The sequence below is a fragment of the Enterobacter cloacae complex sp. IR5422 genome (assembly GCF_049238165.1).
Taxonomy (GTDB): domain Bacteria; phylum Pseudomonadota; class Gammaproteobacteria; order Enterobacterales; family Enterobacteriaceae; genus Enterobacter; species Enterobacter roggenkampii.
Map to the genome: position 1 here is coordinate 1 of NZ_JBMKHT010000007.1, position 18,831 is coordinate 18,831.

An 18,831-nucleotide genomic window follows, 5' to 3' on the forward strand; every position below is an offset into this window, starting at 1 on the left:
CGGGTCTGGCGGCGTTTACTGGAAAACTCACTGTCGGCAAAAGTCAGTTGCTGGCTCATCCGGTTACTCATTCTGGGTTCAGGTTACAACACGATGATCTCACATCTCGGACTTATTCGCACCTTCCCTAACCGATACTAATGAACCGTGAGGCTTAACCTTACAACGCCGAAGGTGTTTTGGCGAAGAGACAGATTTTCAGCCTGATACAGATTAACAGAATTTGCCTGGCGGCTTTAGCGCGGTGGTCCCACCTGACCCCATGCCGAACTCAGAAGTGAAACGCCGTAGCGCCGATGGTAGTGTGGGGTCTCCCCATGTGAGAGTAGGGAACTGCCAGGCATCAAATTTAGCGTGCTGATATGGCTCAGTTGGTAGAGCGCACCCTTGGTAAGGGTGAGGTCCCCAGTTCGACTCTGGGTATCAGCACCACTTTATACTTAGGTTAAAGTTCGGCAAGAAGTAAAAGAATTTGTCTGGCGGCTTTAGCGCGGTGGTCCCACCTGACCCCATGCCGAACTCAGAAGTGAAACGCCGTAGCGCCGATGGTAGTGTGGGGTCTCCCCATGTGAGAGTAGGGAACTGCCAGACATCAAATAAGTGAAAAGGCCATCCGAAAGGATGGCCTTTTTGCGTTATGATTTTCGTGAAAACGGTAGGCCCGGTAAGCGCAGCGCCACCGGGCAAAAAGATCTGATTAATGAATCACCTGTGACAGGAATGCTCGCGTACGTTCTGACTTCGGATGCGCAAAGAACTCATCTGGCGGCGCCTGCTCAACAATCTCCCCACGATCCATAAAGATCACCCGGTCAGCCACGGTTCGCGCGAACCCCATCTCATGCGTGACACACAGCATGGTCATGCCGGATTGTGCCAGTCCAATCATGGTATCCAGAACCTCCTTCACCATTTCCGGATCGAGGGCTGATGTCGGTTCATCAAACAGCATAATTTTCGGTTTCATACACAGTGAACGGGCGATAGCCACACGCTGCTGCTGTCCACCCGATATCTGACCGGGAAACTTATTGGCATGCTCTGCGATACGTACACGCTCCAGATAGTGCATTGCCAACGCCTCGGCTTCCTTTTTCGGCATCTTTCGTACCCAAATCGGTGCGAGCGTACAGTTCTGCAGAACGGTCAGGTGCGGAAACAGATTAAAGTGCTGAAATACCATTCCCACTTCCTGACGCACGCGTTCGATATTGCGGATATCTTCATTCAGCTCGATACCATCAACCACGATGCGTCCTTGCTGATGCTCTTCAAGGTGGTTAATACAGCGAATGGTTGTGGATTTCCCGGAGCCGGACGGGCCGCACAGGACAATGCGTTCGCCCTGTTTGACCTTGAGATTAATGTCTTTCAGGACATGAAACTGTCCGTACCATTTGTTCACGTCTTCCAGCGTAATCATCGCGTCGGCGGGTGTCATAGTTATTTGGCTCATATTTTCCTCAGTGCGGTGTACGCCCGGTGTTAAAGCGCTTTTCCAGATGCTGGCTGTAGCGCGACATGCTAAAACAAAAGATCCAGTAGATTAGGGCAGCAAAGACATATCCTTCGGTGGACATACCCAGCCAGACAGGGTCAACGGTTGCCTGTTGTACGCTGCTAAAGAGATCGAACAACCCGATGATGATCACCAGGCTGGTATCCTTGAAGAGGGCAATGATCGTGTTGACCAGGCCCGGGATGACCAGCTTGAGTGCTTGTGGAAGAATCACCAGTCCCTGCGTTTTCCAGTAACCGAGAGCCAGTGATTCCGCCGCTTCGTACTGGCCTTTAGGCAACGCCTGCAGACCACCGCGCACAACTTCAGCGACATAGGCGGACTGGAAGAGAATCACCCCGACCAGGGCACGAATTAGTTTGTCGATCGTTGTCCCTTCTGCCATAAACAGCGGCAGCATGACTGACGACATAAAGAGAACGGTAATAAGCGGCACGCCGCGCCAGAACTCAATGAAGATAACGGAGAGCACGCGAACGATCGGCATTTTTGAACGCCGTCCGAGGGCTAGTAAAATCCCCCACGGCAGAGCACCGGCTATCCCCACTGACGCGATAATCAACGTCAGCGTCAGTCCGCCCCACTGGCGTGTTTCAACGCGTTCCAGCCCCAGAAAACCGCCATACAAGAGCACCCAGACAATAATTGGATAAATCACTGCCCAGACGGCAATATAGCGTCCACGGTGAGGCAGCTTTTTCCAGAACATGACTGCGACAGAGAGCAGACCGATAACCAGCGCCAGATTAATCCGCCAGCGCTGTTCATGCGGATACAATCCATACATGAACTGACCGAAACGTTCATGAATAAACACCCAGCAGGCACCGGCTTTTGTACAGTCAGCTCGGGTTGAACCGACCCAGTTGGCCTGTAAAAACGCCCAGTTCAGCAGGGGAGGAATCAATTCCCACATGAGCCACAGGCAGACAATCGTCAGCAGGCTGTTACTCCAGCTGGAGAACAGATTCTTTCGCGCCCAGAGAATGAAACGTCCACCTGTCGAGTTGGCAGGGCGCGAGGCGTGCGACAGTATCGCTTTTGTCATCATAGATCCTTAGCGCTCGACCAGTGCTATACGACGGTTATAGAGGTTCATCAGCAGTGAAATTACCAGGCTGATGATGAGATAGACAGACATGGTGATGGCGATGGTTTCAATGGCTTGTCCGGTCTGGTTAAGCACGGTTCCGGCGAAGAGTGACACCATATCCGGATAACCAATAGCGGCGGCCAGCGACGAGTTTTTGACGATGTTAAGATACTGGCTGGTCAGAGGCGGAATGATGACCCGCAACGCCTGCGGAATAATGACCTGGCGAAGCGTCACCGTATGCGGTAATCCTAATGAGCGTGCCGCTTCGTGTTGCCCGTGCGGGACGGCCTGGATCCCGGCACGAATAATCTCAGCGATAAAGGCTGAGGTATAAATCGATAGCGCCAATGTCAGGGCCGCCAGTTCAGGAATTAACACCATTCCCCCCTGGAAGTTAAAGCCTCGCAGATGGGGAACATCCCAGTGCAACGCGGCGCCAAACAGCCAGTGTGCCACTAGCGGCAGGCTAACGATCAGGATGACTGCGGTGGGCCAGGTTCTACGAAGCTGACCGGTTTTGATCTGATGCTTGCGGTTAAAACGGAATACCCCAGCGGAGAGGGTAAGCGCTATCACAATCGCGCCGATGAAAGCGTACAGTCCTTCGCCCGGCTGAGGAGAAGGAATGGATAACCCACGGTTACTCAGGAAAAACAGCTCAAACGCGTCGACGGCCTGACGGGGACCAGGAAGGTTACGCAGTACGGCGAAATACCAGAAGAAGATCTGCAGCAGCGGGGGGATATTGCGGAACGTCTCGATATAAACCGTCGACAGTTTCCGCAGGAGCCAGTTTTCAGAAAGACGCGCCAGACCAATAAAGAAGCCCAGTATCGACGCGAAGACGATACAAAGCGCCGATACCAGCAGCGTATTCAGTAAACCGACCACGAACACGCGTCCATACGTGTCACCTTCCTGGTAATCAATAAGATGCTGAACAATGCCAAACCCCGCGCTGCGATCTAAAAACGCGAAACCGGAGGTAATGCCGCGATTATTCAGGTTGGTGATGGTGTTATGGATGAGATACACGGCGATGAGAACAACCGCAACAATAGCAATAATCTGGAATAGCCAGGCGCGGACCGCGGGATGAGAAAAGGATAGCGATCCTTTTACGGCTGAGCGGCGATGGGACATAAAGAAACCTCAGTAACCATGACTCTGGAGTGGGCACTGCCAGAGCAGTGCCCGTTACAGCTATGACTTAACGTACTGGTGGTGCGTACTGAATACCGCCGTTGTTCCAGAGATTGTTCTGGCCGCGTTTGATCTTCAGCGGGCTTTCCGATCCCACGTTGCGTTCAAAGATCTCAGAGTAGTTGCCCACCTGTTTGATGATGTTGTAGGCCCACTTGTTATCCAGCTTCAGATCCTTGCCGAAATCACCTTCTGTACCCAGCAGGTGTGCCATATCCGGGTTGGATGGTTTAGCCGCTTTCTCATCCACGTTTTTCGAGTTGATGCCCATCTCTTCTGCGTTCAGCATGGCAAACAGCGTCCAGCGAACAATAGAGAACCAGTCTTCATCGCCGCGACGAACGACAGGGCCGAGAGGTTCTTTGGAGATCACTTCAGGCAGGACAATCCACTCTGCCGGATTGCTCAACTTAATGCGTAAGGCATACAGCTGTGACTGGTCAGAGGCCAGCGTGTCGCAACGGCCGGATTCCAGCGCTTTAGCCGACTCATCCGAGCGGTCGAATGTCACTGGCGTGTATTTCATGTTATTTGCTTTGAAATAATCGGCGACGTTCAGCTCGGTATCGGTGCCCGCCTGAATACAAACGGTCGCACCATCCAGCTCTTTGGCGCTTTTCAGGCCTGCTTTATTGTGGGTCAGGAAGCCGATCCCGTCATAATAGGTCACGCCCGTAAATGACATCCCCATACCCGCGTCGCGGGAGGAGGTCCAGGTGGTATTACGGGAGAGCATGTCAACCTCGCCGGACTGCAGTGCCGTAAAGCGTTCTTTCGCCGTCAGCGGGGTATATTTCACTTTGCTGTCATCGCCAAAAACGGCGGCGGCAACACCACGGCAGACATCTACATCAATACCGGTAAATTTGCCGTTCGCATCGGCATAAGAGAAGCCAGGCAAACCGTCACTGATACCACATTGAACAAAACCTTTCTTTTTAACGGCATCCAGTGTCGTTCCCGCATGGGCTTGACCGGCTACGGCAAACATCATGCCTGCAGCGGCCAGGCTGGCTATCATCGTCTTTTTCATAATGCTTCCTGTGTGGCGAAATTTATCGTTATAGAGGCGTTTTTAAACGCTTTACCTGTCTGTGGCTTTGGCCAACGTTTATAAAGCAAACGTAATGCCAGTTTTGCGTTCGGCAAAATAAGAGATGAGTGAACGCTTAATGCTGAGTGTAGACAGGCTTAAATAAAACGAGCGCCCTGAAACGGTGCGAAATTACAACCTGTGCCACAAATTGGAGCAAAAGTTTTGAGTCGCGCCAGAAAAAAGAAGAGATAGTTTCCAGAGTGAATATTGGCAGGATATTCAATAATATTAATGTGTGAAAATCATCACAATAGAACAGGTAATTTAAAAAAGTGTACGAAAAAGATGTGACTGGCTTCAGGCTGAAATGAAAGGCACGAATAAATACGGGGCTATTTTTTTACTTCTTTGAAAATAGTGCACTGATTAAAAGCAAAAGCGCGGCCAGAGCCGCGCTTTCTTAACTGATGTTACTTCGTCAGGGCAACAATACCCAGCGTCAAGCCCGCCACTGCGGCAGCGCCGCCAGCGATAGCACCTGCTGTTTCCCAGTTGTCCTGGGTGGTGCCTTTCATACAGGTATTGGTATGAACCAGTCGGCCCTGGTCGTCGTAAACCGGTACACATGGAGAGTCGTGCGCGCAACCAGCAAGCAGCGCAGCGAGTAGTGCAACGGAAATGAATCTTTTCATGATGTTACCTCAGTATTATTTCTCGTCCGCTATAAAGCCAGGAGGGCAATTAACGAACTGGAGGTTATTTTACCACCGGGGTAAGTCCGCGTTACACGAGGAATAATCTCAAATTATGTAGTTTGTAAAAATCGTGGAGAAAAATCGATTTCCGGACGAATTAATGGAGACATTATGAAGGGGTAAGAGAGTGTTTTTACTTAATGCAAATCACTGTATTTTTAACATGGCTTTCGCTTAATGCCTAATTCATTGTTTATGTTAAAAATAAAAAAGGCACCAGAGGTGCCTTTTTAGGGAAATGTTAATCTTTATGGCGGGTAAAGCGTCGACGAACAACCACAAAGAAGACGGGCACGAAGAAAATCGCCAGAAGCGTTGCGGAAAGCATTCCCCCCATCACACCCGTACCGACGGCGTTTTGCGCACCGCTCCCGGCTCCGGTACTGATCACCAGCGGCATGACGCCAAGGATAAAGGCCAGGGAGGTCATCAGGATCGGTCGAAGGCGCATCCTTGACGCTTCAAGCGTAGCTTCAATGATGCCTTTACCTTCTTTCTCCATCAGGTCTTTAGCAAATTCGACGATCAGGATGGCGTTTTTCGCCGACAGACCAATTGTGGTCAGCAGGCCGACCTGGAAATAGACGTCATTGTTTAACCCGCGTAGCGAGGCTGCGAGAAGGGCCCCGATGACCCCCAACGGCACAACCAGCATAACGGAGAACGGAATGGACCAGCTTTCATACAGCGCTGCCAGACACAAGAACACCACGATCAGTGAAATGGCGTACAGTGCAGGCGCCTGGTTACCCGAAAGTCGCTCTTGGTAAGACATTCCCGTCCAGTCATAACCGATGCCGGAAGGCAATTTTGCCGCGAGGCTTTCCATCATAGCCATGGCCTCACCGGTACTTTTACCCGGGGCTGATTCGCCGAGGATCTCCATCGAAGGCATTCCGTTGTAGCGCTCCAGACGAGGTGAACCATAAACCCAGTGAGCGTTGCTAAAGGCTGAGAACGGCACCATTTCCCCGTTCGCGCTGCGCACATAAAGGTTGTTAATATCCCCTGGCAACATACGGAATTTCGCGTCGGCCTGTACATAGACTTTTTTCACGCGGCCATGATCGATAAAGTCATTCACATAGGTGCCCCCTAAGGCCGTCGAAATCGTCTGGTTGACGTCAGAAAGACTGACGCCCAGCGCCTGTGCTTTCTCCTGATCGACATCCAGTTTGAACTGAGGCGTATCTTCAAGACCGTTTGGGCGTACGCGCACCAGCAGGTCAGGATGCTCTTTCACCATGCCGAGCAGCTGGTTACGCGCCTGCGTCAGCTGGGTATGCCCCAGGTTTGCCTGATCGATAAGTTCAAAGTCGAAGCCCGTTGCGGTACCTAACTCAATAATAGCGGGCAGGTTAAACGGGAATACAAGGCCGTCTTTAATCTGACTGAAAGCTTTTGTCGCGCGACCCACAATGGCTTCAACGCCATTTTCCGCCCCAGGACGCTCTTCCCAGGGCTTCAGGCTGATGAAGGCAATACCGGAGTTCTGACCCTGGCCGCTAAAGCTAAAGCCGTTTACGGTAAAGACGGATTCAACATTTGCTTTCTCTTTGTTCAGGTAGTAGTCCTGAACCTGGTCGAGAACCTGCTGAGTACGCGTCTGGGTTGCCCCCGCCGGGAGCTGAACCATCGTCATAAACACCCCCTGATCCTCTTCGGGGAGGAAGGAGGTGGGTAAGCGCAGGAAGAGCACCGCCATTCCACCGACAATAATGACGTACACCAACAGATAGCGTCCGGTCTTGCGCAAGATACCGCTCACGCTGTTACTGTAGTGCTCAACGCTCTTATCAAAGAGCGCATTAAACCAGCCGAAGAAACCCCCTTTTTTCTCATGATGATCGGCTGAAACAGGCTTAAGCAACGTTGCACAGAGCGCTGGCGTCAGGATTAGCGCAACCAGTACTGACAATGCCATAGCGGAAACGATAGTTAGCGAGAACTGGCGATAGATCGCCCCCGTCGAGCCGCCAAAAAAGGCCATCGGGATAAAGACCGCCGAGAGCACCATGGCGATCCCCACCAGTGCCCCCTGGATCTGTCCCATCGATTTCTGCGTAGCCTCTTTCGGCGGCAGCTTGTCCTCGACCATGACGCGTTCAACGTTCTCAACGACCACGATAGCGTCATCAACCAGCAGACCTATCGCCAGCACCATGCCGAACATTGTCAGGGTATTGATGGAGAAACCGAACGCCGCCAGAACCGCGAAGGTACCCAGCAGAACGACCGGAACCGCGATAGTCGGGATGAGCGTTGCCCGCAGGTTTTGCAGGAACAGGTACATAACCAGGAAGACGAGAATAATCGCTTCGAACAGGGTCTTCACCACTTCGTGGATGGAGATTTTCACAAACGGTGTGGTGTCATAGGGGTAGACGACTTTTAGCCCCTGCGGGAAGAACGGCTGCAGTTGTGCCAGCTTGCTCTTGATGGCTGCCGCTGTATCCAGCGCATTTGCCCCTGTTGCCAGCTTAATCCCCAGGCCGGTTGCCGCCTGCCCGTTGATTTTTGTCACCATGTTGTAGTTTTCGCCACCCAGCTCAATGCGAGCCACATCCTTCAGATGCACCATCGAGCCGTCCTGGTTCACCTTGAGCGTCACGCGGCCAAACTCTTCCGGTGATTTCAGGCGGGTTTGCGCGATGATCGAGGCATTCAGCTGCTGTCCTGGGATGGATGGCGTCCCGCCCAACTGGCCTGCCGCTATCTGGTCGTTCTGCGTTTTCAGCTGGTTGATAATATCCAGCGGCGTCAGCTGGTATTTGTTCATCGCATTGCTGTCGAGCCAGATACGCATCGCATACTGGGCGCCAAACAGCTGCACGTCACCGACGCCAGACGTTCGGCTGATGGCATCTTTGACGTTCGAGGCGACATAGTCGGAGATGTCATCCTGCGTCAGGTTTTTGTTGTCTGATACAAAACCGGCAACCAGCAGGAAGCTGCTGCTGGACTTCTCAACGCCAATCCCCTGCTGCTGCACCTCTTGCGGCAGCAGCGGCATGGCGAGCTGCAGCTTGTTCTGCACCTGCACCTGGGCGATGTCCGGATCGGTTCCGGACTCGAAGGTCAGGGTGATGGTGACGTTACCCGCTGAATCGCTGGTGGAGGACATATACATCAGGTTATCGATACCGTTCATGTTCTGCTCGATAACCTGGGTCACGGTATCCTGCACCGTTTGAGCATCTGCTCCCGGGTAGGTCGCGGATATCGCCACGGCGGGAGGCGCAATGGTCGGATACTGTGCGACGGGAAGTTTGAGAATGGCCAGCCCACCAGCAATCATCAAAATGATGGCAAGTACCCAGGCGAAAACCGGTCTCTGAATAAAGAAATTAGCCATGTCGTCGTCCCTTAACTGGCTGGAGCGGTGGTGGTATCAGGCGTGGCGACGACGGTTACGCCCGGTCTGACCTTTTGTAGCCCGCTGACAATCACGCGGTCACCGTTTTTCAGCCCTTCCGTCACCAGCCAGCGGTCGCCAATCGCCTGAGGCGCAACGACGGTGCGAGACTCAACCTGATTTTTATCGTTCACCACCATCACGGTGGCATCGCCTCGCGGCGTACGAGTCACGCCTTGCTGGGGAACCAGAATCGCATTCGGCTGCGTACCTTCATCAATCCGGGCGCGAACGAACATACCCGGTAACAGCAGATGTTGAGGATTCGGGAAAATGGCGCGCAGGGTAATCGAGCCGGTACTATGATCCACCGTGACGTCTGAGAACTGCAATGTGCCTTTCAGCGGATAGGGCTGCCCGTTCTCCATCAGTAGCTCAACGCTGCTGGCGGTATCGCCTTTTTGCAGGCTCGTCTGCTTCAGGCGCAAAAAATCATTACTGGACTGGGTGACATCGACATACATCGGATCAAGCTGCTGAACCGTTGCCAGCGCCGCTGCCTGCCCGTTGGTGACCAGCGCCCCTTCCGTTACGCTGGATTTACCGATGCGACCATCAACGGGCGATGTCACTTTGGTATAGGCAAGGTTGATGCGCGCGCTTTCAACGCCCGCTTTGGCGGCGACGACGCTGGCGTCTGCCTGCTGGGCCGTGGCCACGGCCTGGTCATACTCCTGCTTGCTGACATACTGTGTACCGACCAGCGGGAGATAACGTTTCACCGTCAGGTGAGCAATATTGGCCGCCGCCTGGGCCTTCGCCAGCTCGCCTTTGGCGTTGTCGTAAGCCGCCTGATAGGTTGCAGGATCAATCTGGTAAAGCGAATCTCCAGCTTTTACATCGCTGCCCTCCGTGAAGTTGCGACGCAGGATAATACCGCTAACCTGCGGACGAACCTCTGCAACGCGGAACGCATCTGTTCTGCCCGGGAGTTCAGTGGTGACAGCCAGCGGTGCGCTTTTCACAATATGCACAGTGACCTGGGGAGCCTGCGGATGTTGTTGTTGGTTTTCCTGGCCATCGCATCCTGAGAGCAGCACAGCGCAGACAATGAAACCGGCTAAGGGTAAGCGTCTGAAATGATTCGTCATTACTGTTCCTTTAAATACCCGGTAACCGATATTTAGCGTGAATCGGTAGCAGGGGCAGCGGGATAAAAAAATAAAATGTAGCTGCGTATAATAATGAGGGTATTTAATGTTTTTTAATTTATAAGTGCGAATGGCAAGGTCTGAGCAGAAAAATCAGAATCAGACTCGGTTTATTTCTCTGTCTTCTTCCGGCAAGCTAATCAGTTAAATAGCGCTTAATGTGCCTCATTTATTCATGGCATGAATTTAAACTTAAATATGTATTTAGCTAAACTATAAATTAAGAAGATTGACTTTTTTTGTGCAAAACTAAAACGGGAATTGGTGAATACTTTCTTTCTCCTGACCTGTGTTACGTATAAACTTTGTGAGTAGCGAGTCGTTGTCTATGGCGCGGAAAAAGAAAGAAGAAGCTCAACAAACCCGGCAGCAGTTGATTGAGGCGGCTATCGGGCAGTTTGCGACGCGTGGCGTAGCCAACACCACGCTGACGGACATCGCGGATGCTGCAAATGTGACGCGCGGTGCAATCTATTGGCACTTCACCAGTAAAGCTGAAATATTTAATGCCATCTGGGAGCAGCAATTACCGCTTCGCGACATTATTCGCGACAGGCTTTCCCTTTCCGAAGGTGACGATCCATTGTTAATACTTCGTGAGCAATTTATTACTGCGTTGCAGTATATTGCGCGTGAGCCTCGACAATGCGCACTTTTACAAATTTTGTATCATAAATGTGAATTTAGCAGTGACATGATTTCAGAGAGAGACATCAGAAAACGGATTGGATTCAATTATGACACGCTGCGTGCCTCGCTGGAGGCCTGTATTTCACGGAACATCATTTCGCCAAAGGTAAATGTTGATCTGACCTTGATCGTATTCCACGGCTTTTTTAGCGGAATAATTAAAAACTGGTTAATGAATAACGAAAGTTTCAATCTTTATCAGCAGGCGCCCGCCCTGGTCGATAGCATTCTGGCGACACTCCCTGTCATTCGCGTATCGCCTGATGATGCTTACAGCCCTGCGCCAGGTTGCATCTCCCCTCGCGCACAAAGCGCCTCTATGGTTTGCGCGCTGACGGGTTTACCTAACAGATAACCCTGAAGGGTGTTGCAGCCCAACTCGGTCAAAAAGGCCTGCTGTGCTTCGGTTTCTACGCCTTCAGCCACGACTTTCAGATTGAGTGTTTTGGCGAGGGCCACAATCGCGGAGACAATGGTGGCATCCTCGCTTTCTCCGCTGAGCTCTTTCACGAACGCCCTGTCGATTTTCAATTCACAGGCGGGTAAGCGTTTGAGGTACAGTAGGCTTGAATAGCCGGTGCCAAAATCATCAATGGAGGCCTTTACGCCCGCTTTCGTCAGCTCTGTCAGCACCCGTACACTTTCATCCGGGTTGCTCATGGCCGTGGTTTCCGTCACCTCCAGGATCAACATTTCTGGTGGCACATGATGAAGTGCCAGGCAGTTGAGAACCGTGTTGACCAGCGAAGGCTGTTCAAACTGCAGCGTCGACAGGTTTACCGCCATTGACCAGCTTTGATGTCCCTGAAGATGCCATTCACGCAGCTGGCGACAGGCTTCATTAATTACCCAGTTGCCGATAGGGATAATCAGCCCCGTTTTTTCCGCCAGCGGCAGGAAAAGGTCCGGGGTCAGTAACCCCTGCTTAGGATGCTGCCAGCGCAATAACGCCTCAAATCCAAGGAGAGGACCGGCGGGGGCGTGAAATTTTGGCTGATACAGCAGGCGGAGCTCATTGCGATCGATCGCCATCCACAGATCGTTCATTAACTGAAGGTGGGTCTGCGCCAGCGTATTCATCGAGGGCTGGAAAAAGTGGTAACCGTTCCGGCCCATATGCTTGGTATGGTACATCGCCGCATCGGCGTTAAACATGAGCTCACGTTCGGTTTTGCCGTCGTGAGGATACAGCGCGATCCCAATGCTGAGGGTGACCATCAGTTCATAGTGCTCGAGGTTGAACGGGCTATCGATCGCGCGCACCAGCGAATTCGCCAGCGATGCCGCATCGTCCGGGCCTTCCCCCTCAGCCAGCAGAACAAACTCATCACCGCCGATACGTGCCAGGGTGAACTGGCCCTTCAGGAGATGCAGCAGGCGCTCCGTTACGGCAATCAGCAGCTTGTCACCGACATCATGGCCGTAAGCGTCATTGATGGCTTTAAAGCCGTCGAGATCCATGAACATCAGGGCAAAATGGGTCCCCTCGCGATCGGCTTTGCTGATGGCCTGATCGAGTCGGTCTTCCAGCAGGATACGGTTGGGCAGCCGCGTCAGGGTATCGTGCAGGGCCAGCTGTGCGAGTTCCCGGTTAGCTTCTGCAAGGGACGAGGCCAGAAGGGCGGTACGCGCCTGAAGGCGGGCGTCCAGCATTGATACCAACAGGGTAATCCCAAGAATAGAGAGCGCGACAACGCTCACCAGCACCGCCAGCCAGCTCCCGTTAATACCCTCATGGTGAACCATTGTGGACATCGGAAACTGTGCGGCTTTCATCCCGGCGTAGTGCATCCCGGCAATGGCTATGCCCATGGTGATGGCGGCACCCGTGCGCATCAGCACGACCTGCGCGGCGTCGTGACGCAGGCGGAAGGTCAGCCATAATGCCGCGAGTGAAGCGGCAAGCGCAATGGCGACCGAAATGGCCACCCAGACCTTGTCCCAGATTATCCCGGGCATCACTTCCAGCGCGGCCATGCCGGTGTAATGCATGGCAACAATACCGCTTCCCATCACCAGCGCACCGGGCAGCAGACGGCGCAAGCGTAACCGATCGCAGCTCACGAGCCAGAGCGCGAACAGTGACGACCCGACGGCGATGACCATGGATAACACCGTCAGGCTGGCGTTGTAGCTCATGCTCATGGAGAGATCCATCGCCAGCATGCCGATAAAATGCATGGCCCACACGCCGATGCCCATTGCAATACCGCCGCCAGCCAGCCAGACGCGGGCAGCGACACCCTCACTCCCGGCGACACGTGCCGCCATATTCAGTGCGGTATACGCGGCAAGGATGGCAACAACAAAGGAGAGGACAACAAGGATATGGTTGTATTGGCTGACCAGCATGGACGGTTCTACTCGAGTGTGGGGTTACGCTAGAGCGGTTGAGAAGGGCGAGACATTATCACCGTCGGGTAATGGCTCAAAGGGATTTAAATCCCCGTTTTTAGTGGGTAATCACGGGGAGTTTGCGCAATCAGGCGGCTAGTCGAGCTCTGAACAGTTTACGAGTTTCAGGGGATTCACGGAGTTCATATTGCGACACTTATCGGTTTCGGTGCTCATCAGTTCAATCCACTGCATCAGAAGTGCATCGAAAATCAAAACGGAGATTGCAAAAACAACCAGCCACCAGTATTTACGAATCATTGTGTCATTCCGCGAGAAGAGCGCCAGTAAAGTGGGGGAAATATACACCAAAAGCGGCGGTTTTAAAGCGGGATAAGTGAAGGTTTACAAAGCGTTGACGGAGTGAAGCAGGGAATAAAAAAGGCGCTTCCCCATGCCGAAGAGCGCCTTTTTAAACAAGCATTTAACTGACTAGTATCAGTTCATGCCGTATTTTTTCAGTTTCTTACGCAGAGTACCACGGTTGATACCCATCATCAGCGCAGCGCGGGTTTGGTTACCGCGGGTGTATTGCATCACCATGTCCAACAGTGGCTGTTCAACTTCAGCCAGTACCAGCTCATACAGGTCATTAACATCCTGACCGTTCAGTTGAGCAAAATAGTTCTTCAGTGCCTGTTTAACCGAGTCACGCAGGGGCTTTTGAGTTACCTGATCCTGAGAGTTAACGGTAGAAACGGTCAGTACGTCAGAATTTACGCGTTGTTCGAACATAGTTCTGTCAGCTCTTTATTTCATTACGCAAGATTTTCGAAGTATGCCTCCAACGCCTCCAGCTGTTCGCTGGCATCCTCAATGGCGTTGAATGTGCGCCGAAACTGGTCATCTGGAGCGTGCTCCTGGAGATACCAGGAAACGTGTTTACGCGCAATTCGGTACCCTTTCGCCTGACCGTAGTGGTCATGCAGTTCCCGAACATGCGAACAAAGCAAGCGCTTAACCTCTGCCAGAGGCAGGGGAGCAAGCAGCTCTCCAGTGTCCAGATAATGCTGGATTTCCCGAAAGATCCAGGGTCTTCCCTGAGCGGCACGTCCTATCATCAGAGCATCAGCTCCCGTATAGTCGAGCACCGCTCTGGCTTTAAGCGGGTCAGTTATGTCGCCATTCGCGATAATCGGAATGGAAACTTTCTGCTTAACTGCCCGAATGCTGTCGTATTCAGCTTCACCGTTGAACAAACAGGCGCGCGTGCGTCCATGAATGGTCAGGGCCTGAATGCCACAGTCTTCGGCCAGTTGGGCAATCTCTACACAGTTACGGTGTTCCGGCGACCAACCCGTGCGAATCTTTAACGTAACAGGAACGTCCACTGCGCTGACAACCGCCGTCAGGATAGCTTTCACCTGGTCGGGGTATTGCAGAAGGGCTGAACCTGCAAGCTTGCGATTCACTTTTTTGGCCGGGCACCCCATATTGATATCAATAATCTGGGCACCACTTTCCACGTTGATACGCGCGGCATCTGCCATCTCTTCAGGCACGCTTCCGGCAATTTGCACGGTGCGAATACCGGGTTCATCAATGTGCACCATCCGAAGGCGGGATTTATCGCTTTCCCAAACCTGCGGGTTAGACGACATCATCTCGGATACGGTTAAACCGGCTCCCATCTCATAGCACAGCGTCCTGAACGGCCGGTCGGTAATACCTGCCATAGGGGCTGCGATCAGGCGATTTCTAAGCTGGTGGTGTCCGATGCGCATGAGTTAAGAAATGACCATACTGTGACTGCAAGGCGGCGTATATTACGCATTTTTTGCACGAGATGAAAGGCCAAACTTTGAACAATCCACTGTTGTAGATCAAGGAATCGCCGCTCAATCTTTCCGTTAAGAATTATTCACTATTTAAATCATTGTGTTAGACAGGAATGGCTATTTTATGAGCGCTTACAATTTCCCGTAACTTCTCATCATTTCTGAATAAATGGCCTACCTGAACGGGATAATCTGCTGTTTTTAGCAGCAGATTTTCCCTCTTCTTTGCGATCTGCGTCGCATTTTAGAACATGATATTAAGCCTCAGAATGGGCGTTATTCGACCACAACGCGCCCATGCAGAGACTGTACCGGGCGGTTATTATCGTGATGCATGGTATGGGTAAATTTCTCAAGCTGTTCTGCTGAGACGGTTAACGGCTGTTTGAGCACGATCCAGGTGACCCCTTCAGAACACGGTGGCGTGGTCAGAGATCCGCTAAAGCGCCAGTAGGTTTTCACCTTCGGCAGCAGCTTGTTCAGGTTGAGATCCTTCTCAATGGAGACGTTCTGTTCAGCCTGCTGCGGCATCACGCTCCACAGCTTATCCAGCTCCGGATTCGCAGCCCCTTTATCAAACATGACGGCTACCACGGTCAGCTCACCCGCGCTGTTTTTATGTACCAGATGCATCTCCATCGCGTACTTCTTGCCGTGCACGGTGTTTTCGCTTGGTGCATGGAAGTGGAACTGCTGGAGCGTCCAGGTTTGCTTGTCCAGAGTGATGGTGTCACGGGTGTCAGCCTGTTCGCTAGCCTGAATGGTATGGCCATTATTGGTCAGCGTTACAGGACCATCAATGTAGTGTGTTTGCAGCGGGGAGAGATGGGCGTTAGCGGTCGAATCAATATTTATCGGAGACTGGTTCATCCCGCTCTGGCAGGTCTTGTAGGCCTCGTCCAGTTCACCCCAGTGTTCCGGTGAACCTTCCCCTTCATAGCCCCAGTGTGATGCGAATGCTGAAGCCGAAACCATGCTCAGCGCAAACAGCGCTGCCTTGCCTGTAATGTGTTTCATCATATTCTTCCGGTGAATTTTTTAATACAAATCAACATGATTTGTGGGGTTATTTTACCGAAGAATGGCAGAGGGAGAGAGGATTATCAGAGGAAGAGGGGCGTGGTCAGAGGACCACGCCAAATGCTTATTTTTTACGACCGGTAATACGACACCACTCTTCTTTCTCCACCACCGGGTCGAGAGCGAAAAGATCGGCGTAGGCTTCACACACGCTGTCTGCCTGGCTTGCCAGGATACCCGAAAGTCCCAGCAGACCGCCCTCAACGGGCAGCACGCTGATTAACGGAGCCAGCTCGCGCAATGGGCCCGCCAGAATGTTTGCAACCACCACATCGGCTTTCATGGCTTCTGGCTGTGCATCCGGCAGATACAGCTCCAGTCGATCGGAAACGCCGTTGCGCTCGGCGTTGTCGCGACTGGCCTGAATGGCCTGCGGATCGATATCGATCCCGATAGCTTTTGCCGCGCCCAGTTTCAGGGCGGCAATCGCAAGGATCCCGGATCCACAGCCGAAGTCGATCACCGTCTTACCATCCAGATCGAGACCATCCAGCCACTGCAGGCACAGGGAGGTCGTTGGATGGGTGCCGGTACCAAACGCCAGACCCGGATCGAGCATGACGTTAACCGCGTTTTCATCAGGAACCTCGCGCCAGCTTGGGCAGATCCACAGACGCTTGCCGAACTGCATCGGGTGGAAGTTATCCATCCATTCGCGTTCCCAGTCTTTGTCTTCCAGCTGTTCGATTTTGTGCGCAAAGCCCGCGCCCAGCAGAGGGTGGTTTTCCAGAATCGCGACGACCTCTTTCATGTCGGTTTCAGCATCGAACAGGCCAATCACGTCGGTATCGCCCCACAGGCGGGTTTCGCCCGGCAGCGGTTCAAAGACCGGCGTGTCATGCGTGTCCTGGAAGGTGATAGAGACCGAGCCGGCCTCCATTAGCGCATCGCTCAGCTCTTCGGCGTTCGCGCCGGTTGTATTCAGTTTTAGTTGGATCCACGGCATGGCAAAACTCTTTATTTATCAGTAGAAATCATAACGGGCTGTGGGCCGGGCTGACCGAAACGGTTCCCCACCACAAACGCCAGTAAACTTAGCAGTAACGAAGGCACAATCGGATGGAAGCCCAGGTACTGAATCTTAAACGTTGCGAGGACGGCGTACAGCACGCCGCCAACAATCATCGCGCTCAGCGCACCTGCAGCATTTGCGCGTTCCCAGTAGAGCCCTAACACCAGCGGCCACAGGAATACCGCCTCAAGCCCACCAAATGCCAGCAGGTTCAGCCAGATGATCATCTCCGGCGGGCGCCATGCGGCTAACAGCAACAACGCGCCTAGCACCAGCGTAATCACCGCTGACATATGCTTCAGGCGACGTTCATTTTCAACCTGTTCAGGGCGCAGGTTCAGATAGAGATCTTTAATGATCGTAGCGGAACTTTGCAGTAACTGAGCGTTGATGGTCGACATAATGGCGGCCATTGGCGCAGCGAGGAAAATCCCGGCGGCAAAAGGGGGCAGCACTTTGACCATCAGCGTCGGGATAACCAGATCCGGCACGGTAAGATCGGGGATTACCGCGCGCCCTAATGCCCCCGCCAGATGCATACCAAACATCAGGACAGCGACCACAATCGTCCCGATGATGATGCCCTTGTGAACGGCTTTGCTGTCTTTATAGGAGATACAGCGCACGGCGGTATGCGGCAGACCAATTACTCCGAAGCAGACTAACACCCAGAATGAGGTCATAAAGGTCGGAGAGAGGATATCATCTGCGCCCTGCGGCGAGACCAGTTTCGGGTCAATCGCTTCCAGGGTTTCCACCGCGTGAGTGAGTCCACCCGCCGCATGGACAATCCCCACCAGCAGAACGATCGTACCGATGAGCATCACCATTCCCTGCAGCGTATCGTTCAGCACGCTGGCGCGGAATCCGCCAAACGCAGTATAGAGCGCGATGCTTACCCCGAAGATGATGAGGCCTGTCTCGTAAGGGATGCCGGCCGCCGTTTCCAGCAGACGCGCACCGCCGATAAACTGTACGGTCATCGCACCGATAAACGCCACCAGCAGGCTCAAGCTCGCCAGCCACACCAGCAAGCGGCTCTGGTAACGGGCAAAGAGCATATCGTTGAGCGTCACGGCATTGTAACGGCGCGCCAGAATGGCAAATTTTTTACCCAGTATGCCCAACGAGAGCCAGACGGCAGGCAGCTGGATCATCGCCAGCAAAACCCAGCCTAACCCGTATTTGTAGGCCGCACCGGGGCCGCCAATAAACGAGCTGGCGCTGATATAGGTCGCGGTCAGCGTCATCGCCAGCACAACGCCGCCCATCGAACGGCTGCCGAGAAAATACTCGTTCAGAAAGGCACCGGTCGTTCTTTTGCGCATGGCGTAAATGGACAATCCAAATACGACCAGCAGGTAAGCGACAAGCGGCAGAATGACTTCAAGCTGCATCATCGTCCTCCAGCGGAATATCCCGGTAGATAAATTTCACCATTGCCCAGCACAGCAGGATAAACACCAGCGGAACCAGCAGGCAGGCCAATTCGAACCAGTGCGGCAGGCCGGTGATGCCAATAGCAGAGTCTGGTAAGTAAGCGGTTACTAACCATGCAGCAAGATAGAGAAGGGTCAGCCACAGCGCCCAGCGCGCTTCTTTATGGGCCTGAACAAAACGTTTGTCCATTTTTTGTCCCTTGTGGATGAAGAAAGCGGGGATTGTACATGATGAGGCTTTCCAGGCCCCAGAAATAAAAAAG

Annotated in this window: 16 protein-coding genes, 1 tRNA gene and 2 rRNA genes; 4 read left to right on the forward strand and 15 right to left on the reverse strand. The window is 52.9% G+C overall.

Annotation, left to right across the window (positions count from 1 at the left end):
* Positions 1 to 226: 226 nt before the first annotated feature.
* From rrf (ACOTXT_RS05225) to rrf (ACOTXT_RS05235), 3 genes are all read left to right on the forward strand, one after another.
* Positions 227 to 342: ribosomal RNA gene (rrf, locus tag ACOTXT_RS05225) — 5S ribosomal RNA — on the forward strand.
* Positions 343 to 356: 14 nt separating this feature from the next.
* Positions 357 to 432: transfer RNA gene (locus ACOTXT_RS05230), tRNA-Thr, on the forward strand.
* A gap of 43 nt (positions 433 to 475) precedes the next feature.
* Positions 476 to 591: ribosomal RNA gene (gene rrf / locus ACOTXT_RS05235) — 5S ribosomal RNA — on the forward strand.
* A 106-nt stretch (positions 592 to 697) separates the two neighbouring features.
* On the opposite strand, the gene ACOTXT_RS05240 is transcribed toward rrf (ACOTXT_RS05235), so the two are convergent.
* The 7 genes from ACOTXT_RS05240 to ACOTXT_RS05270 form a co-directional block, all read right to left on the reverse strand.
* Complete coding sequence (locus tag ACOTXT_RS05240; RefSeq protein ID WP_008502871.1) at positions 698 to 1,456, reverse strand: amino acid ABC transporter ATP-binding protein; 759 nt, start codon at positions 1,454 to 1,456, stop codon at positions 698 to 700.
* 7 nt (positions 1,457 to 1,463) lie between these two features.
* Positions 1,464 to 2,567, reverse strand: a complete 1,104-nt coding sequence (locus tag ACOTXT_RS05245) for an amino acid ABC transporter permease (RefSeq protein ID WP_055321225.1) — start codon at positions 2,565 to 2,567, stop codon at positions 1,464 to 1,466.
* Positions 2,568 to 2,576: 9 nt separating this feature from the next.
* Complete coding sequence (locus ACOTXT_RS05250; protein ID WP_045354596.1) at positions 2,577 to 3,758, reverse strand: amino acid ABC transporter permease; 1,182 nt, start codon at positions 3,756 to 3,758, stop codon at positions 2,577 to 2,579.
* 67 nt (positions 3,759 to 3,825) lie between these two features.
* Complete coding sequence (locus ACOTXT_RS05255) at positions 3,826 to 4,851, reverse strand: amino acid ABC transporter substrate-binding protein (protein WP_047071242.1); 1,026 nt, start codon at positions 4,849 to 4,851, stop codon at positions 3,826 to 3,828.
* A gap of 473 nt (positions 4,852 to 5,324) precedes the next feature.
* Positions 5,325 to 5,546, reverse strand: coding sequence for a lipoprotein (locus tag ACOTXT_RS05260; RefSeq protein ID WP_008502867.1), 222 nt, complete (start codon positions 5,544 to 5,546; stop codon positions 5,325 to 5,327).
* 304 nt (positions 5,547 to 5,850) lie between these two features.
* Complete coding sequence (locus ACOTXT_RS05265; RefSeq protein ID WP_021242294.1) at positions 5,851 to 8,964, reverse strand: efflux RND transporter permease subunit; 3,114 nt, start codon at positions 8,962 to 8,964, stop codon at positions 5,851 to 5,853.
* A gap of 11 nt (positions 8,965 to 8,975) precedes the next feature.
* The gene (locus tag ACOTXT_RS05270; protein WP_421625290.1) at positions 8,976 to 10,115 is read right to left on the reverse strand and encodes an efflux RND transporter periplasmic adaptor subunit; all 1,140 of its coding nucleotides are present in this window, start codon (positions 10,113 to 10,115) and stop codon (positions 8,976 to 8,978) included.
* A gap of 388 nt (positions 10,116 to 10,503) precedes the next feature.
* Here ACOTXT_RS05270 and envR point away from each other — a divergent pair, with 388 nt between their 5' ends.
* A complete protein-coding gene (gene envR, locus ACOTXT_RS05275) occupies positions 10,504 to 11,220 on the forward strand; it encodes an acrEF/envCD operon transcriptional regulator (protein ID WP_072050945.1) in 717 nt (238 codons plus the stop codon).
* Here envR and ACOTXT_RS05280 read toward each other — a convergent pair.
* From ACOTXT_RS05280 to ACOTXT_RS05315, 8 genes are all read right to left on the reverse strand, one after another.
* Positions 11,136 to 13,217: a bifunctional diguanylate cyclase/phosphodiesterase gene (locus tag ACOTXT_RS05280; protein ID WP_333164477.1), complete on the reverse strand. Its 2,082-nt coding sequence runs from the start codon at positions 13,215 to 13,217 to the stop codon at positions 11,136 to 11,138. The genes envR and ACOTXT_RS05280 overlap by 85 nt on opposite strands.
* 138 nt (positions 13,218 to 13,355) lie before the next feature.
* On the reverse strand, positions 13,356 to 13,520 hold the full coding sequence (locus ACOTXT_RS05285; protein WP_008502862.1) for a DUF2556 family protein: 165 nt from the start codon (positions 13,518 to 13,520) through the stop codon (positions 13,356 to 13,358).
* Between the two features lie 177 nt (positions 13,521 to 13,697).
* Complete coding sequence (fis, locus tag ACOTXT_RS05290) at positions 13,698 to 13,994, reverse strand: DNA-binding transcriptional regulator Fis (RefSeq protein ID WP_000462905.1); 297 nt, start codon at positions 13,992 to 13,994, stop codon at positions 13,698 to 13,700.
* Positions 13,995 to 14,017: 23 nt separating this feature from the next.
* Positions 14,018 to 14,983: a tRNA dihydrouridine synthase DusB gene (gene dusB / locus ACOTXT_RS05295; RefSeq protein ID WP_008502861.1), complete on the reverse strand. Its 966-nt coding sequence runs from the start codon at positions 14,981 to 14,983 to the stop codon at positions 14,018 to 14,020.
* 330 nt (positions 14,984 to 15,313) lie between these two features.
* The gene (locus ACOTXT_RS05300) at positions 15,314 to 16,054 is read right to left on the reverse strand and encodes a carbonic anhydrase (protein ID WP_021242291.1); all 741 of its coding nucleotides are present in this window, start codon (positions 16,052 to 16,054) and stop codon (positions 15,314 to 15,316) included.
* A 127-nt stretch (positions 16,055 to 16,181) separates the two neighbouring features.
* Complete coding sequence (gene prmA, locus ACOTXT_RS05305; RefSeq protein WP_008502859.1) at positions 16,182 to 17,063, reverse strand: 50S ribosomal protein L11 methyltransferase; 882 nt, start codon at positions 17,061 to 17,063, stop codon at positions 16,182 to 16,184.
* 11 nt (positions 17,064 to 17,074) lie between these two features.
* On the reverse strand, positions 17,075 to 18,526 hold the full coding sequence (panF, locus tag ACOTXT_RS05310) for a sodium/pantothenate symporter (RefSeq protein WP_023326186.1): 1,452 nt from the start codon (positions 18,524 to 18,526) through the stop codon (positions 17,075 to 17,077).
* Complete coding sequence (locus tag ACOTXT_RS05315; RefSeq protein ID WP_021242290.1) at positions 18,516 to 18,758, reverse strand: YhdT family protein; 243 nt, start codon at positions 18,756 to 18,758, stop codon at positions 18,516 to 18,518. Before ACOTXT_RS05315 ends, panF begins: the two co-directional genes overlap by 11 nt.
* Positions 18,759 to 18,831: the final 73 nt, after the last annotated feature.

What these genes read in the sequence shown, in the direction of transcription:
- ACOTXT_RS05245 (WP_055321225.1), bottom strand. Translation starts at nt 2,567, where the DNA reads ATGACAAAAGCGATACTGTCGCACGCCTCGCGCCCTGCCAACTCGACA.
- fis (WP_000462905.1), bottom strand. Translation starts at nt 13,994, where the DNA reads ATGTTCGAACAACGCGTAAATTCTGACGTACTGACCGTTTCTACCGTT.
- ACOTXT_RS05260 (WP_008502867.1), bottom strand. Translation starts at nt 5,546, where the DNA reads ATGAAAAGATTCATTTCCGTTGCACTACTCGCTGCGCTGCTTGCTGGT.
- dusB (WP_008502861.1), bottom strand. Translation starts at nt 14,983, where the DNA reads ATGCGCATCGGACACCACCAGCTTAGAAATCGCCTGATCGCAGCCCCT.
- ACOTXT_RS05255 (WP_047071242.1), bottom strand. Translation starts at nt 4,851, where the DNA reads ATGAAAAAGACGATGATAGCCAGCCTGGCCGCTGCAGGCATGATGTTT.
- ACOTXT_RS05240 (WP_008502871.1), bottom strand. Translation starts at nt 1,456, where the DNA reads ATGAGCCAAATAACTATGACACCCGCCGACGCGATGATTACGCTGGAA.
- panF (WP_023326186.1), bottom strand. Translation starts at nt 18,526, where the DNA reads ATGCAGCTTGAAGTCATTCTGCCGCTTGTCGCTTACCTGCTGGTCGTA.
- ACOTXT_RS05285 (WP_008502862.1), bottom strand. Translation starts at nt 13,520, where the DNA reads ATGATTCGTAAATACTGGTGGCTGGTTGTTTTTGCAATCTCCGTTTTG.
- ACOTXT_RS05265 (WP_021242294.1), bottom strand. Translation starts at nt 8,964, where the DNA reads ATGGCTAATTTCTTTATTCAGAGACCGGTTTTCGCCTGGGTACTTGCC.
- ACOTXT_RS05315 (WP_021242290.1), bottom strand. Translation starts at nt 18,758, where the DNA reads ATGGACAAACGTTTTGTTCAGGCCCATAAAGAAGCGCGCTGGGCGCTG.
- ACOTXT_RS05250 (WP_045354596.1), bottom strand. Translation starts at nt 3,758, where the DNA reads ATGTCCCATCGCCGCTCAGCCGTAAAAGGATCGCTATCCTTTTCTCAT.
- ACOTXT_RS05280 (WP_333164477.1), bottom strand. Translation starts at nt 13,217, where the DNA reads ATGCTGGTCAGCCAATACAACCATATCCTTGTTGTCCTCTCCTTTGTT.
- prmA (WP_008502859.1), bottom strand. Translation starts at nt 17,063, where the DNA reads ATGCCGTGGATCCAACTAAAACTGAATACAACCGGCGCGAACGCCGAA.
- envR (WP_072050945.1), top strand. Translation starts at nt 10,504, where the DNA reads ATGGCGCGGAAAAAGAAAGAAGAAGCTCAACAAACCCGGCAGCAGTTG.
- ACOTXT_RS05300 (WP_021242291.1), bottom strand. Translation starts at nt 16,054, where the DNA reads ATGAAACACATTACAGGCAAGGCAGCGCTGTTTGCGCTGAGCATGGTT.
- ACOTXT_RS05270 (WP_421625290.1), bottom strand. Translation starts at nt 10,115, where the DNA reads ATGACGAATCATTTCAGACGCTTACCCTTAGCCGGTTTCATTGTCTGC.